This window comes from Nocardia sp. CDC160 (assembly GCF_035818795.1).
Classification (GTDB): Bacteria; Actinomycetota; Actinomycetes; order Mycobacteriales; family Mycobacteriaceae; genus Nocardia.
Genome location: NZ_JAYKYT010000003.1, coordinates 818,963 through 834,886, shown reverse-complemented (window position 1 = coordinate 834,886; position 15,924 = coordinate 818,963). Strand labels below are relative to the sequence as shown.

The following is a 15,924-nucleotide window of genomic DNA, read 5'->3' as shown; positions in this document are numbered from 1 at the left end:
GCCGTCCGGCCGCTCGGGAATGCCGAGCGACCGGACGGCCGATTGCGCGGGTCATGCGTGGCCGTTCCCTACACCTTTTCCCAGAGCGCGGGCGTGGCCGCCGGGGTCCAGGTGGGGTCTTCCACGGTGTGCGCCTGCAGGCAGTGGTAGGTGGCGTTCTCGTAGGTGACGACATCGCCGACCTTGTAGGTCGCGCCCACCTTCCAGGCCTGGGCCGAGGAATTGCCCGTCGTGGTGACGACCGGCGCCGTGGTGGTCGGCTTCGTCGTCGTGGTCGGCGGGACCGTGGTCGGTTGCGTCGTCGTGGTCGGTGCGACCGTGGTGGTCGTCGGCTTCGTCGTCGGCGGCGCGGTGGTGGGTGCGCCTCCCGATCCGGATCCGCCACCCAGGGCCTGCTGGAAGGCATTGGCCTGCTGGGAAATTCCGGAGCAGGTGGGATCGGCGTAGCTGCCGCCGTTGGGGCACGGCTTGTCCCGGGTGGCCGACCACATGGATGTCCATGCCAGGCCCTTGGCGGCGGCGAAGTCGGCGAGTTTGGTGGCGTCGGCCAGGGTGAAGGTTTCGCCCTGGACGTCATTGACGCCGATCATCGGGGTGACCGCGATCTTGTTCCACGAGTTGGAGAGCCCGAGCGCCTGATCGACCTGGCCCTCGGTGGCGGTGGCCGCCTGGATGGCGTACTCGCCCATGTCGCCATTGAACGACGAGCCGTAGTCCATGGCCATGATGTTCACCGCGTTGATGTCCACACCCTTGCTCGCCGCATTGGACAGCAGGTTGATGCCGTCCTGGGTGAGACCGCTCGGCATGACCGGCAGGGTGAACGAGACCGCCAGGCCCGGATGGGCCCGCTGCAGGGCCGCGATGACCTGTGCGCGCAGGGTATTCGCCGCCGTGTTGGCGATCGCGCCGCCCTCGACGTCGAAATCGAGCTTGGTGGCCTGGTATTGGGTGATCACCTTCTCGTAGGCGGATTGCAGCGCCGACTCCGAGGAACAGGTGGTGGCCAGCTCGCTTCCGGTCTGCCCGCCGAAGGAGATCCGAACCTCACCGCCCGCCTTGCGGAAATCGCCGATCTGATTGGACGTGGGGTCCTGCCCGATCTCGGTCACCCCGCCCCACTTCGGCACGCACGATCCGCCGTCGGTGACGAAGGCGAGGTTGTACTGCTTGACGCCCGTGGCCTTACTGTTCGCGAGCAGGTCGAAGGACGGGTAGAGCGAGGTGTCCACGTAGGGCGAGACGCCGCCGCCCGATGCGGCCGCGGCGGGGCCCGCGCCTGCTCCGGACAGTCCGGCGGCGAGAGCCGAAACGGCGCACGCGCCAACGGCGATCGCCAGCCATTTCCTGGCGCGGGTATCAACTGTGCTGGTCAATCTGCTTGCCTTTGCATTCGGACAATTGGGGTCGGACCGGTCCGTTTTGCTAGCAACAAGACAGATATCACATCGTTACCTACTTGTGAAACACCTGCTAGTCAGTAGGTTTCGGGATTTGCTCCGAACTCCGTTGTCACGCAACGGAATTCAACGCAAATTTTATTCTTGTACGGCACAAGATGATTCGCCCGCCGACCGAATGCATATTCGGCAACGATTGTCGTGCTGTTCCGGCAAATATATTCGACGCAAATGCGACAGAGGTTCCTCTGAGTCGATCTATTGACCGTCTCAGCGCGCCAACTCCGGCCCGGAGGTGAGAAAGGCGAGCAGCAGCGCGTTGCCGATCACTCCGGCATTGGCGAAGCGCAGCCGAGAGCCGCTGCGTCGGGGCCATCCCACGAGGTCCGCCGTGCGAAACAGTCGGGTGAATATGTCGCGATGCCGGAAGGCGTGGGCCGGGGCGAGGGCGAAGCTGGTGGCGGACTCCGATATGCCGAGGATGACGGGGCCGCTGTCGATGTCGCCGGAGCCGTCGCCGCCACCCCCGTATTCGTGAATCCCGCTGAATCCGAGGAAGCTTCGCTCCTGCCCGAATGCCCCTTCGGCCAACGCCGCGGCCAGCGCGCGGTCGGCGAACCCGGCGAAGTACGCCGCCAGGCCGGTCCCCGACGCCCGTGGCGCATCATGCGCCCGCCCATCGGTTCCCATGCGCTGCACCACCAGTCCCGTGCCGCGATCGATCTGCACGGCGCGAACCTGCTTCGCCCAGTGGGCCAGCACGGCCGAGTGATCGGTACCGGTCGCTCGGCCGTGCACCGCGATGGCGGCGGCGACGGCGGCCACATCGGTCGGATAGGCCTCGTCGGGGAACGTTTCCAATAACGCAGTCGGGGAAGCGAGTAGCCGCCGCTCGAAGGAGGCGATCACGGTGTCGAGTTGCGCCGCCACATCGGGCGGAAATCCCGGATCCACCACTCGCGCCATCCCCAGCGCGAGCGCGGGATACGACAGATACGCGTGCCCGTGCGGGCTGTCCGGCACGGTCAGCCCGTCCTCGCCGTGCCAGCGGTCGGTGAAGACGCTCCGGAACTCGGGCCGCAGACTCTTGATCGCCGCCCGAGTCACGATGGGCGCGTAGTGATCCCGCCACTCGGGGTGTGACAGGCAGACCTGTGCCAGTCCGAGTGCGGTCATCTGGTGGGCGAGCAGGCCCCACATTCCGTCGAGTTGTCCGCTTTTTCCCTCGGCCTGTCGTTGATCGTCGTCGGCTTCGAAGGCCACCATCTCCTCGGCCAAACCGTGAACTCGCGCCGAGTCGCCGTCGAACCAGGCATTGGCGTCTCGCCCGCACCACCACCTCGGCACGGCAATGGCGAGCGCCATCGTCACCACGAGTCCGATCAGAATCGCGAGCGGTCGGCGAAATCTCCGTGATCGACGCCCCGCGTCGGTCGAACTCCCCATGATCCGACCGTACCGACTGTTCAGAGAGAACTTACGATGACCGCGATCACGATGAGGACGATCACCAGGACCGCGACGATGGCGGCGATGAGCCAGGCGGTGGTGTTCGAATTCTTTTGCGGGGGTGAGTAAGTCGGTGGGGGAGCGGTGCGGGGTGGGTAGGTGGGGGCGGTGTAGTTCGGGGTCGGGGGGACCGCGGGGTTCGAGAAGGTTTGCGGGGCTGGCTGGTTCGGGTAGGCCGGGGTCGAGATCTGCTGGTTCGGGTAGGACGGACCCGAGACGGGTGGCACCGGGTAGGTCGGGGCCGGACCGGACGCCGGGCGTTGATTCGTGTACGCGGGGCCCGGGCCGACCAAGGGGCGCGGTGCGGACGGCGTTGGGTTGGGCGGCTGCGGGATCACCGGCTGGGGGTGCACCGGCGTGGGCGGGCGGGGCGCGACGATCGGTTGTGGATGCGCCGGGGTCGGTGGACGCGGCGGGGTGACCGGGCGCGGAATCTGCAGGGCGCGTTCGGCGGCCGTGGCGAATTCGACGCAGGAGCGGAAGCGTTCGGCCGGACGCTTGGACAGTGCCTTGGTCAGGACCGCGTCGATGGCCGGGGGCAGCTGCTGGCGCAGCGGGCTCGCCGGGGGCGGCGGCTGCTGGAGGTGGCCGCGAATGACTGCGGCGGGACTGGTGCCCTCGAAGGGGACCGCGCCGGTGAGGAGTTGGAACAGCGTGCAGGCCAACGAGTACTGGTCGGAGCGGCCGTCGAGGGACGCGCCGGTGAGCTGTTCGGGGGAGGCGTAGGCGAGGGTGGCGGTCACCGTGCCGGTCTGGGTGAGATGACCGGTGTCGTCCCGCAGCCGGGCGATGCCGAAGTCGGTGAGGTAGACCCGTTCGGCCGCGCCGGTTTTGGAGGAGGAGCGGGCGAGCAGGATATTGGCGGGCTTCACATCGCGATGCAGGACGCCGAGACCGTGGGCGTAGTCGAGGGCCTTGGCGGTCTCGGCGATGATCTGGGCGGCCCGCAGCGGCGGCAGGGTGCCGGGCGGGATGGAGGAGGCGTTCACGCCGTCGATGTACTGCATGGAGATCCACAGCTGTTCGCCCTCGTCGCCGCGGTCGTAGACGGTGACGATATTCGGGTGATCCAGGCGGGCGACGAGATCCGCCTCGCGAATGAAGCGGGCGCGAATCTCGTCGTCGGCGAACATCTCCTGATTGAGCAGCTTGAGTGCCGTCATGCGCGGCAGCCGCGGATGTTTGGCCAGGTACACCGAGCCCATACCGCCGCGACCGAGCTCGCGTTCGATGACGTAACCGGCGAACACATCACCTGAGCGCAAAATCGAGCACCCGCTTCCCGAAAACCAGACCGCCACGAGACCAAATCCGCAGGCAGCCTATCAGCGTCGCATGACGCTCAATTGTCGCCGACTTGGCGTCAGCCCGCGTTCAGATGCGCCCAAGCCTGCACGTCACCGCGATCCAATGCCACCGCCAACAGGTCCGGGAACCGGTCGGGCGTGCAGGCGAAAGCCGGGACACCCAGCGCGGTCAGGGCCGCCGCATTGTCGCGATCGTAGGCGGGCGCGCCATCGTCGGACAGCGCCAAGAGCACCACCACCTGAACGCCCGCCTCCTTCATGGCGCGAATGCGACGCAGCATCTCCGCGCGCACTCCGCCCTCGTACAGGTCGGAAATCAGCACGAACAGCGAGTCCGCGGGCCGGGTGATGAGCGACTGCGAATACGCGATGGCCCGATTGATATCGGTGCCGCCGCCCAGCTGCGTCCCGAACAGGACCTCCACCGGATCGGTCAGCTTCTCGGTGAGATCCACGACGGCGGTGTCGAAGACCACCAGCGAGGTGCGCAGCGACCGCATGGACGCCAGCACCGCGCCGAACACCGAGGCGTAAACCACGCTGGACGCCATGGACCCGGACTGGTCGATGGCCAGCACCACGTCCCGCTTGACCGCCTGGGCCTTGCGGCCGTACCCGACCAGCCGTTCGGGCACCACGGTGCGATGCTCGGGGAGGTAGTTCGCCAGGTTCTTGCGAATCGTGCGGTCCCAGTCGATGTCTCGCAGCTTGGGCCGCGACACCCGCGCCGCGCGATTCAACGCGCCACCGACGGCCGCGACCGTCTGCGCGGCGATCCGCCGCTCGATCTCGCGCACCACCTTCTCCACCACCATGCGCGCGGTGGCCTTGGTGGTCTCCGGCATCACCCGATTCAGGCTCAGCAGCGTGCCCACCAGATGCACATCCGGCTCGACCGCCTCCAAAAGCTCGGGCTCCAGCAGCAATTCGGTGAGGTTGAGCCGATCCACCGCATCGCGCTGCATCACCTCCACCACCGTCGAGGGGAAGTATCGGCGAATATCGCCCAACCACCGCGACACCTGCGGCGCGGAACCCCCGAGCCCGCCGGACCGACGCCCGCCCCCGTTCTGCCCGCCCGAGTCATACAGCGCCCCCAACGCCCGATCCATGGCCTGGTCATCGGTATTCCCCAACCCGCCACCCCCGAGCCCGCCTTCCCCGGCGCTCCCCAACACCAGCCGCCACCGCCGCGCCCGCGCCTCGTCGATCTCGTTCACCGCATCCCCTTCGAGCCATGTACCCGGTCAACAGTCCCCATCGTCATTCCGGCGTGCTTCTGGCCGGAATTCACTGCGGGCAGCGAGATCCCGGCCAAGAGCACGCCGGGATGACAGGCGATGTCCCCGCCGTTCCCCTGGGCGGTGAGCCCGCGATGCCTCTGGGCGGTGAGGCCGCGATTCTTATGGGCGATCATCACGCCACTCCTAAAATCTGTGCCGCCGCTCGCATGGCCACTGCGCCGCGGGCGGTGTCGTACTCGGTGTTGTTCTGGACCGAAGCCGTTGGCGCGCCGTGGCGTACGGCCTGGCCGATAGCCTGGCGCTCGCCGGATTCGAAGGCGCCGAAGGTGCGGCGTAGGAGCGGCAGGGTGGCTACGAATTGGGGTTCGTCGAGGCCGCACAGCCAGGCGTCGATGAGCGATAACAGGTTTCGGTCGTGGACCAGCAGCAGGCCGCGGCCGCCGAGGAAGCCGTCGATCCAGGCCGCCTTGTCCGGGGCCGTTCGGCCGACGGAGAGCGCCGCCGATAGTCGGCGGCCGGACTCGCGGGAGTCGATGCGCTCGGCATCGCAGAGCAGGCGTACGGCCCGGCCCACGATCCCGCCATTGACGTCGTCGCGATCGGCGAGGGTCTCCAGCACGGAAAGCCAGGTGGCGGTGGCCCATTCGTTGTCGCGGGCCGACAGGGCCAAGTGCACCGCGTCGATCTGCGCACGCAAAGCATTGGCCGAGTCGGTGTCCAATCCGGTGACCGCACCGGGCAATCCGGCGCAGCTGCGCACCAGCAGGCTGTCCGCCACCCGGGCCAGCGCCGCGCTGTCGGTGCCGCGCACATCGCCGTAGCGGACGATGCGCAGCAGTCCGGGCAGCGCCGACATCAGGTGCGTCACATCGTGATCCAGTGCCGCAACCGATTCCAGCCGGGCGATCAACCCGTCGGTGGCCCCGCCGAGATCGGCGAGCAATGCCTCCTCCAGGGCACCCGCCACCTTGCCGACCGTGGCCTCCGAATCCGAGGCGATATCGAGGATTTTCGCCTCGGCCGCCGACCGCAGGGTGGTGCCCCAGCGCGACGCCTCGACGATCGAGATGGCCAGCTCCGGCCGCCACCGCAGCGTCCAGGTCTCCCGGAACGTGCCGGTATTGCGCACCTGCGAATCGGTCAGCCGCCCCCACTCGATGCCCAGCAGCCGAAGCCGGTGCAGCAGACGCGATCTCGCCAACCCGCCGTCGGTCCGCAGATCCAGGTCCATGGTCTTCTCCAGGGCCTGCTGCTTCAACCGCAGCGTCTTGATCTGCGCCCGCAGATCCGCCTCGAGCGGCACGGTCGGCGTCCCGTCCGGCACCGTGCCCAGCGCCTCGCCCACCACCAGTTCGGTGCTGACCAGCCGCAACATGGTCTCGTCGCCGTCGCAGAGCACCGCCCGCGTGGCCTCGGTGACCTCCGACAGTCCGGCCAGCGGCCGCTCACGCAGAATCGCCAGAGTCTCGGCCAGCCGGACGGATTCGATGATGTGCGCGCTGGACACCGGCAGATCGTGCGCCCGCAATGTGCCCGCGACCCGGGTGAGCCACCGCGCGATCGGCTGCTCGGTCTCGGTGAACAGGTGGTGGTACCAGCCCGGCGAGGTGACCCCGGCACCGTAGCCGGAGGAACTCGCCAGGCGGGAGTGCGTCCACGGCACCCAAGTCAATGTGGCCTTGACCTTCGGCATGCCCTTGAGCAGCTTGGCATCGGCCACCGCCGGACCGAGCTTGCCCTCCAGCGCGGGCGCGTGCCACGCACCGCAGACCACCGCCAGCCGCCGCGCCCCCTCCTTCACCACCTTCCGCATGACCTGCCGCATGTGCGCCTCACGCCGCAGCGTGTGCGCGTCCACGACGATCCGCATCCCGTCCGAATCGTCCCCCGCTGGCCCGAACCCCTCGACCGGGACAGCGGATTCGGATTCGGCATGCTCGCGCAGCGCACCCATGGCCTCATTAACGGCAGCGAAAATGTCGGCGTCCGAGGCGGATTCGACAATCGCGTCCCACCAGCGCTCGGCATCGTCGTACCCGGCCGCGGCGGCGAGGATGCCCAGCGGATCGGTGCGATCACCCGGCTCCTCGGTCACGGCCAGCGCGATCGCCGCGGGCAGATCGCAGAACCCCACGCGCACCGCGTGTTCCGTCGCGTACCGCAGCGCCACCCATTCGGGCGAGAAGGTCGCGAAGGGCCAGAATGCGGCCTTGGCTGGTTCGTCGGGTTGATAGGCGAGCAGCGCGACCGGCGGCGACATGCCCTCGGCCGCAAGGTATCCCACCAAGGGATCGGCATCGGCCGGTCCCTCGATCAGAATCGCGTCCGGGCGGAACCGCTCCAACGCCAAGGCCAGCGAGCGCGCCGACCCGGGGCCATGGTGGCGAATCCCGAACACCCGGGTCTCGGCCGGAGTCGCTGCCGCGAGATCCATCGACTCGGTGAGGGCGGCGGTCATCCGTTCACCTCGCGGCACGCCCGGTAGAAGTCGGCCCACTCGCCGCGCTGGCGCACCACGGCCTCCAGGTATTCGGTCCACACCACCTGATCGGCGACCGGATCCTTGATGACCGCGCCCAGCACCGCGCCCGCGATATCGGCGGGCCGCAGCACGCCGTCACCGAAATGCGCCGCCAGCGCGATGCCATTGGTGATCACCGAGATGGCCTCGGCCGTGGACAGCGTGCCCGACGGCGACTTGAGCTTGGTCCGCCCGTCCTCGGTCATGCCCGACCGCAGCTCGCGGAACACCCGCACCACGCGCCGGATCTCCTCGGCCGCCGCGGGCACGGCGGGCAATTCCAGTGCGGTGCCGAGTTGTTCGACGCGGCGGGTCACAATGGAGACCTCCTCGTCCTCCCCGGCCGGGAGCGGCAGCACCACGGTATTGAACCGCCGCCGCAGCGCGGAGGACAGCTCGTTGACACCGCGGTCGCGATCATTGGCCGTGGCGATCACATTGAAGCCCTTGGCCGCCTGCACCTCGAGCCCGAGCTCCGGCACCGGCAGCGTCTTCTCCGACAGCACCGTGATCAGCGCGTCCTGGACGTCGGAGGGAATGCGGGTGAGCTCCTCGAGCCGGGCGATCGACCCGGTGCGCATGGCGGTCATGATGGGCGAGGGCACCAGCGCGGCCTCGCTCGGACCCTCGGCCAGCAGCCGGGCATAGTTCCAGCCGTACCGGATGGCCTCCTCGGCGGTGCCGGACGTGCCCTGCACCAGCAGCGTGGAATGTCCCGCGATGGCGGCCGAAAGATGTTCGGACACCCAGGTTTTCGCGGTGCCGGGCACGCCGATCAGCAGCAGCGCGCGATCGGTGGCCAGGGTGGCGACCGCGACCTCCATGAGCCGTCGCGGGCCGACATACTTGGGCGTGATGACGGTCCCGTCGGACTGGGTCCCGCCCAGCAGATAGGTCACCACCGCCCACGGCGAGAGCTTCCAGGAGGGCGGACGCGGCCGGTCATCGGCGGCGGCGAGGGCCTTGAGTTCATCGGCGAAGGCTTGTTCGGCGTGCGGGCGCAGCAGGGCGTCCCGTTCCTGAGCCATGGTCACTGCAACTCCTCGAGCATCGTCTTGCGTTCGATAAGGTCGTGGGCGAGCTGGTCGAAGGCCTGCTCCCAGTAGGGATCCGCGCACCAGCGGGCGGCGGCGGTCACTCGTTCGGCCACTTGGACCGGGAAGTGGGCGGACGCCGCGCGGAACAGCGTCCGATAGGAGCCGGGCACCAGGCTCGGTGCGCCCGGCCGATCGGCGGCGAGCTGCGCGCGCTCCAGCAGCAGCCGCAGCACGTGCTCGGCCAAAGGTTCCGGCCACGGATGCGGCATGGCGCGCAGGAGCGATTCGATCTCGGCCAGCCAGCTCGAATCCAAGCCGCGCAGATGTCGAATCTGATCCGCCTCGGGCTGCAAGGCGAACAGCTCGCGTAGCTTCTCGCCGTCGGCATCCCGGGAACGCGCGTCGGAGAGCACCCCGAACAGGGCCGCCGCCCACGCCGAATCGCGTTGGGCGAGCGCGGCATCGGTCCAGCCCGCCAGCATGGGGCCGCGCACGCTCTCGGCCATGGAAACCCGCACGGCCTCCTCCGCCGACCCGAGCAGTCGCTCCCAATGCCGCAGCGGAGTGCCCGCCACCACGCGGTGCAGCCATTCGGTCGACAGGTCCGGCGCGCCGTCGGCGCGATAGGCGGTGTAGCCGAACGAATCTCCGACCCCGTCACGTCGGGCGGCATCGTCGAGCACACCCGGCCCCGTGGTGGTCAATTGCGGTCGGACCAGGCGTCTTTCGAAACTCAGCCAGCTCGCGGCCCGCTCCGCCATGCGCTGGGCGAAGGCCGAATCCGGCAGCTGTCCCAGCAGATCCGCGGCCAACCGCCGGACCTCCGCCCGACGATCGTCGAGCGCGGCCTCCAACAGCCGCTCGTCCTCGATGCTGAGCCCATCCGCCAGCACGGCCAGCAACTCGGCCTTGCCCGGCCCGGACTCCTTGGCCCAGGACCCCGCCAGCGCCGCCCGGGCGGCAGCGGGATCCCGCTGCCGCTGCTGGGCCAGCCAACTCCTACGCTCCGCCGCCCGGCCGTGCGACCACACACTCTCGTCGTCCGCGGCGGCCCGCACCAGCGAACGCCAGCCGGGATGCTGGGCAGCCAGCCAGCGCCCCCGCGCACCCGCCAACCGCAGCAGTGGCTCACGGTGCGGGGCAAGCGCTTTCGCCCGATCCAGCAGCGTGCTGACCAACCCGTCGGGCGCGCGGAAGTCGCGCGGCGCGACCAGCGCGAACCACTCGTCGAGAAATGGGGAGTTGTCCGCGAGTAGATCGCCGAGTCGGGCAGCGGCCGCGGCGGGCAGCAGCGGTCGCTCGTCATCGGCCGCGACCTCACCGCGTTCCGCGGAGGTGGCGGTCACGCCGCCGCGAGCGAAACAGTCCTGCAGCGCAATGGATTCCAGCAGAATCGCGGCGGCATCGCCCGTCAATCCGGCGGTCGCGTCGGCCACCGGCGCGGCCAACCCGGACACGTCGGCCTGCCGCCGCGCCGTCCCGACCAATGCCGCCGACACCAGCTCGGCACTCGCGCCGTCCTCGATACCACCGTGTAATGGCACCGGGTTCCCCTGTGCCACACCGACATCCACCACATTCCCGGCAGCGAGCGCCGCCACCGGCACCAGCCCGTCCACGGTCCACTCGCCGAGCAGTGTCACCGGATGCCCGCCCGCCAGCCCGAGCAGCCGCCAAGGCTCCCCCTCGGCGATCGAGATCGGCAGCGCATCCCCACCGGATTCCACCACATACCAACCCTTTTCACCCCGCACGGGTACCACCTCGGCCAGCAGAACGGGCCACGAGCGCAGAAAGGGATCCGCCCCCACCGCCCGCGCCTGCTCCACCAGCGCGGCCGCGATGCTGCCGGGCCGAGTCGCGATGCTGCCGGGCGGAGTGTGCGCGCCGACACCGATTTCCGCCGCCGGACCGCCATTTTCGTACGCCACACCATTCGCCGAGGTTGCGGCACTGCCCGACGGACCGGGCACGACGGCCCCATTGTCGGACTGGGCGGAGGTATCGCTCATGGGCCCGGCTGCGTCGCTGAGCGGGCCGGGTGCGGCGTCATATGCGGTGGCCGCATCGTGCGTGGCATTCGGCAGCGGGATGGTGGTGAAGGGTTCCGGGGTCTGGTGGCGCTCGCCCCAGATGGCGCGCAGGGGTGTGGCGCTCGGGTAGTAATGCACGCTGGCGTCGACCTGGAAGCCTGGGGCTGGGGTGTCGTTCGGGAAGGCGGGGCTGCCGTAGTGGTGGTCCACCAGCAGTGCCCAGCGGCCGGAACCGCGGGCGCGCAACCAGACTCGGCGCGTGTACAGCGCGTCCTCGACGGTGGTTCGGACGCCGAGGACCTGCCAGGTTTCGCGGACCGCGGGTTCGGCGCGCACGGATTCGGCGGGGGTCGGATATCCGATGTGGGTGCGGACGCTGGCCCGCAGCTCGGGTGGGAGCTCGTCGAGGCGGGTGTGGGCGGTGGCGAGCAGGTGCAGGCGGGCGTATTCGCGGAGCAGTAGCCGGGGCCAGTCGGAATGTGTGGTGGAGAGCGGCAATCGGCGCAGGGTCGCGGCAATGGCGGGCGCCTGCGCGTCGACCATGCGGGCGGCCACCGTCTCGAAGGCGCGCGGGGACCGATCGGCCTGCGCGAGCCCGGTGCGCACCTGATCGGTGAGCCAGGTGTCGAGATCGCTCAACCCCGCGCCGACCCGGGCCCGGCGCTGATCCGCCGTGGCCCCGCCGCCGCGGGAGGGCTTGGCCTCCGGCGCGGACTTCTCGGCGGCCTTGGCCGCCTTGGCGGCCCGCCCGCCCAGCCAGTCGGCGGCGAAGTCCGCGATCGAATCCGCGGCCGACACCTCGCCCGCACTCCATGTGAGCAGCAGCGACAGTGCGTGTTTGCACGGAAACTTGCGACTCGGGCAGGTGCATTTGTACGCGGGCCCCGACAGATCCACGATGGTCTGATACGGCCGACTCCCGCTGCCCTGGCACAGTCCCCAGAGCGCGGTGTCGTGAATTCCGGTGCCGCTCCACTTCCCGCGGAGCTTGCGCGCCGCGGTCAGTGACGCGGCGTCCGGTGCGAGCGAGCCGATGTGATCGGCGGTCCAAGCGGTGGTCATCCTTACCCCCCTTCCTCGGTTGAGAACAGTTGTATCGGAGGGCACCGACAGAGATCTCTAGGGTGCAGACAGGGATCGTCGCGCGGAATCGTGATGTGAAAATCGTTCTGCCGCCGTCGATTCGAGCACCGTCGAAGGCGGCTGGATCTACAGTTGCCTGTGTGTAGCTCGGACCTTTTTGCGATCGAAGGAGCCGGACGTGAACACCTCGTTGAACTTCATTCTCAACGCACTGAGCCTCGGCTCGGCGTTCGCGCAGAACATTCTCGGCCTCGGCAGCGATGTCCTCGGCCTGTTCCGCCTGTTCATGTAGCTCGACGGTAAGGTCGCGGGCATGTCCCGCGTCGCGATCGAATACTGCACGCAGTGCCGGTGGCTGCTGCGTGCCAGCTGGATGGCCCAGGAGTTGCTGAGCACCTTCGCCACCGACCTCGGTGAGGTGGCGCTGATTCCGGGCGAGGGCGGCGTCTTCCGCATCACCGTGGACGGCGAGCAGATCTGGGAACGCAAGGCGGACGGCGGTTTTCCCGATATCGCCATCCTCAAACAGCGCGTGCGCGACCGCGTGGCCCCGGGCAGATCACTGGGCCACGCGGACAAGAAGGACACCGAAGCGGCGAATTAGCCGCAGCAGCCGCCACCGCAGCAACCGCCGCCACCCGACGGCGCGGGCGCGGAGGCGGGGACAGCTCCACCGCCCTTGATCGTCCCGAAGGTGGTCAGCAGCTTGACCGTGTCCGAATGCCCGGCCGGGCAGGCGGCGGGCGCGGACGACTCCGCCATCGGACGGGTCAGTTCGAAGGTGTCGCCGCACTCGCGGCACCGAAACGCGTAACTCGGCACGCCGACAGCCTAAACGACGCTCGCGGCACGCTGACCGGGATCCCGCGGCCCACTCGGTACTCTCGATTTACGGAGTACGAGGAGGTCGGTGTGAGCACTCGGTTCTTCGACACGCTGTCGGACCAGGACGGCGCGCCGATTGCGCGAACCGGAAACGGTGAGGTTTCCGGGGTGATCGACGGTCGGGTCGCCGTCTGGCGCGGCATTCCCTATGCCGCGAGCACGGCCGGGCCCAACCGCTTCCGATTGCCCCAGCCCCCGCAGTCCTGGACCGGCGTGCGCCCCTGCGTCGAGTTCGGCGATGTCGCGCCCCAGTCCCCGGGCTTCGTCCCCGTCGACGGCAGCCTGCGCATGGGCGAGGACTGCCTCTGGCTCAATGTCTGGGCCCCGGCCACCCCCAGCGACGAACTTCGCCCGGTCATGGTCTGGCTGCACGGCGGCGCGTTCTGCTTGGGCACCGCCGCCCAGGCCATCTACGACGGCAAGCGGCTGGCCGAGGTCGGCGATGTCCTCGTGGTCGGGGTCAACTACCGGCTGGGCGCGCTGGGCTTCCTGGACCTGTCCTCCCTGGGTGACGAATTCGTGCCGAATCTGGGCCTGCACGATCAGATCACCGCTCTGAAGTGGGTGCGCGACAATATCGTGGCCTTCGGCGGTGACCCGGGCAATGTCACCGTCTTCGGCGAATCCTCCGGCGCGGGCTGTGTGACCGCCCTGCTCACCTCACCGCTGTCGGCGGGCCTGTTCCATCGCGCGATCGCCCAATCCCCGCCCGCCACCACGGTTTTCGGCCCGGAGCGGGCCGCGGTGGTGGCCAAGCGCTACCTGGAACTGCTGGACATCACCGCCGATCAGGCGGCCGAACTGCTCACCATGCCCGTGGAGCGCATGATCACCGCCGCGGGCATCCTGCTCGACGAGGTGCCCAGTCGCGAGCCCGGCCGCCTGGCCGCCGCGCCGGTGGTGGACGGCAATCTGCTGCCCGCCTATCCGAGTGAGCGCTTCCAGCAGGGCCGTTCGCACCGGGTGCCGCTCATCATCGGTACCAACAAGGACGAGGCGTCGCTGTTCCGGCTGTTCCGCTCGCCCATCATGCCGGTCACGCCCGACGCGGTGAACGCCATGCTGCGCGGGGTCGCGGCCGAGCACCCGGGCCTGTCGCCGGAGCGGCTGGCCGAGATCGCGGCGGCCTACGAATCCAGCACGCCCCGGGGCGCGCTCACCATGTCCACCGACGCCGCCTTCCGCATGCCCTCGCACTGGGTGGCCGACGCGCACTCCGCGCACTCACCGACCTGGATGTACCGCTTCGACCACGCCACCCCGATGCTCAAGGCGGCCCGGGTCGGCGCGGGGCACGCCACCGAATTGCCCTATGTCTTCGGCAATTTCGGCTCCTTCGACTACGACCCGACCTTCTGGCTGGGCGGACGCAAAGCAGCACAGGAGGTTTCGGGCCGCATGATGCGCCGGTGGCTGGCCTTCGCGGGCTACGGCGTCCCGGCCGCCATCGACGGCTCCAAGCACTGGCCGCCCTACAGCGCGGCGACGCGGCGCACCCTGGTCATCGACAATGTGGACCGGGTCGTGGACGACCCGGACCACGACCGCAACAGCATCTGGGGCGACGACGTGGTCGGGTTCTATTGAGCCGCAACCGGTTCCACGGGTGCGGTGATCCGCGGACCCAGCCGGATGGGTAGGTGCGCGTAGCCGTGCAGGTTGTAGAGCGGTCGGCGCTCGGGTTCACCGGCCAGCGCCAGATCCGGGAACTGCTCGAACAGCGAGCGCAGCGCGTACGTGCCCTCCATGCGGGCCAGGCTGGAGCCGAGGCAGGTGTGGATGCCGCTGGAGAAGGTCAGATGCTCCTTGGCGTTCGGCCGGGTGATGTCGAATCGATTGGGGTCGTCGAACTTTCGCGGATCCCGATTCGCGCCCGCCAGCGACATGACCACCACGGTGCCCGCGGGCAGTGAGATGCCGTCGATCTCGGTGTCGCACAAGGCGATTCGCCCGGTCATCATGACCGGCGGGTCGAAGCGCAGGATCTCGTCCACGGCCTGCGGCCACAGGTCGGGATCCTCCCGGAGTTTCGCCAATTCCTCTGGGTGCGAGAGTAATTGGACGATGCCGTTGCCGATGAGGTTCACGGTGGTCTCGAACCCGGCCCCCATGAGCAGGCTCGCGGTCGCCTTCAACTCCCGTTCGTCGAGTTCACCGGCGGTGACCAGGCTGCTGAGAATGTCCTCCCCGGGCTCGCGCCGCAGCCGCGCCAGGTGCTCGTCCTGATAGCGGTCCATCACGTCCATGGCCAGATAGGCGTCGCGCCAGGACCGCCACGAGATGCCGATGTCCAGCAGCGGTGTGGCGGTGTCACCCCAGGCCAGGAACTCGTCGCGCTTCTCCTGGGGAAATCCCAGCATTTCGCTGATGATGGCGATCGGCACCTGCTGCGCGAAGTCGGCGATGAGGTCGGCCGAGCCGTTCGGGGGCAGGGCGTCCAGCAGTTCGGCGGTGACCGATTCCACGCGGTCGCGCAGGCGTCCGATGGCGCGCGGGGTGAACGCCGCCGAGATCGACTTGCGAATCCGGGTGTGATCGGGCGGATCGATCATGAGCAGCGAGGGCGGCTCCACCGGATTGGGCGGGGTGATGGCGTTCTTCAGCCGATTGCGCAGCCACCGCGGCATATCGATGCCATCCGGGCCGAACGCGCCGAATCGACTGTCCCGCAGCATGGTTCGGATCAGCTCGTAATCGGCCGTGGCCCAGGTGTAGGGATTGTGCACCAGGCGCCCGCGCGCCCGCATGGCCTCGATCTGCGGGTAGGGATTGCGCAGGGCGTCCGGGCTGGTGAGCAACTGGGCGAACGCATTGCCCCGCCGTGCCTGCAGGCGCAGGGCCCAGCGCGCCGCGCCGTGCTCGACCACCCACCGCGCCCAATACCGTGGACTCATCATCGCGGGCT

12 protein-coding genes are annotated in these 15,924 nt (G+C 69.1%); 2 read left to right on the top strand and 10 right to left on the bottom strand.

The genetic code is table 11. The annotated features are described in order from the left end of the window. Positions 1-68: 68 nt before the first annotated feature. The 8 genes from VMT40_RS18510 to VMT40_RS18475 all read right to left on the bottom strand — a co-directional run bounded on the left by VMT40_RS18510 (position 69) and on the right by VMT40_RS18475 (position 12,113). The gene (locus VMT40_RS18510) at positions 69-1,376 is read right to left on the bottom strand and encodes a carbohydrate-binding protein (protein WP_326359558.1); all 1,308 of its coding nucleotides are present in this window, start codon (positions 1,374-1,376) and stop codon (positions 69-71) included. A 294-nt stretch (positions 1,377-1,670) separates the two neighbouring features. Further along, complete coding sequence (locus VMT40_RS18505; RefSeq protein WP_326359557.1) at positions 1,671-2,846, bottom strand: hypothetical protein; 1,176 nt, start codon at positions 2,844-2,846, stop codon at positions 1,671-1,673. 20 nt (positions 2,847-2,866) lie between these two features. Beyond that, positions 2,867-4,174: a serine/threonine-protein kinase gene (locus tag VMT40_RS18500; protein WP_326359556.1), complete on the bottom strand. Its 1,308-nt coding sequence runs from the start codon at positions 4,172-4,174 to the stop codon at positions 2,867-2,869. Between the two features lie 98 nt (positions 4,175-4,272). Then, positions 4,273-5,436, bottom strand: coding sequence for a VWA domain-containing protein (locus VMT40_RS18495; protein ID WP_326359555.1), 1,164 nt, complete (start codon positions 5,434-5,436; stop codon positions 4,273-4,275). Then, entirely contained in the window at positions 5,433-5,633 is a 201-nt protein-coding gene (locus VMT40_RS18490; RefSeq protein ID WP_326359553.1) for a hypothetical protein, read from the bottom strand. The genes VMT40_RS18495 and VMT40_RS18490 overlap by 4 nt, the downstream gene beginning before the upstream one ends. Continuing rightward, a complete protein-coding gene (locus VMT40_RS18485; RefSeq protein ID WP_326359552.1) occupies positions 5,633-7,918 on the bottom strand; it encodes a DUF5682 family protein in 2,286 nt (761 codons plus the stop codon). The genes VMT40_RS18490 and VMT40_RS18485 overlap by 1 nt, the downstream gene beginning before the upstream one ends. Then, positions 7,915-9,009, bottom strand: a complete 1,095-nt coding sequence (locus VMT40_RS18480) for an ATP-binding protein (RefSeq protein ID WP_326360247.1) — start codon at positions 9,007-9,009, stop codon at positions 7,915-7,917. Before VMT40_RS18480 ends, VMT40_RS18485 begins: the two co-directional genes overlap by 4 nt. A gap of 2 nt (positions 9,010-9,011) precedes the next feature. Then, positions 9,012-12,113, bottom strand: a complete 3,102-nt coding sequence (locus VMT40_RS18475; protein WP_326359551.1) for an SWIM zinc finger family protein — start codon at positions 12,111-12,113, stop codon at positions 9,012-9,014. A gap of 334 nt (positions 12,114-12,447) precedes the next feature. Between VMT40_RS18475 and VMT40_RS18470 the strand changes: the two genes are divergently transcribed. Then, a complete protein-coding gene (locus tag VMT40_RS18470) occupies positions 12,448-12,738 on the top strand; it encodes a SelT/SelW/SelH family protein (RefSeq protein WP_326359550.1) in 291 nt (96 codons plus the stop codon). On the opposite strand, the gene VMT40_RS18465 is transcribed toward VMT40_RS18470, so the two are convergent. Next, the gene (locus tag VMT40_RS18465) at positions 12,735-12,956 is read right to left on the bottom strand and encodes an FmdB family zinc ribbon protein (protein ID WP_326359549.1); all 222 of its coding nucleotides are present in this window, start codon (positions 12,954-12,956) and stop codon (positions 12,735-12,737) included. The two genes, VMT40_RS18470 and VMT40_RS18465, sit on opposite strands and share 4 nt — an antisense overlap. Before the next feature lie 90 nt (positions 12,957-13,046). On the opposite strand from VMT40_RS18465, the gene VMT40_RS18460 reads away from it, so the two are divergent. Beyond that, a complete protein-coding gene (locus tag VMT40_RS18460; protein WP_442790005.1) occupies positions 13,047-14,606 on the top strand; it encodes a carboxylesterase/lipase family protein in 1,560 nt (519 codons plus the stop codon). Here the strand turns inward: VMT40_RS18460 and VMT40_RS18455 are convergent. Beyond that, positions 14,600-15,913, bottom strand: a complete 1,314-nt coding sequence (locus VMT40_RS18455) for a cytochrome P450 (protein ID WP_326360244.1) — start codon at positions 15,911-15,913, stop codon at positions 14,600-14,602. The genes VMT40_RS18460 and VMT40_RS18455 overlap by 7 nt on opposite strands. Positions 15,914-15,924 lie beyond the last annotated feature (11 nt).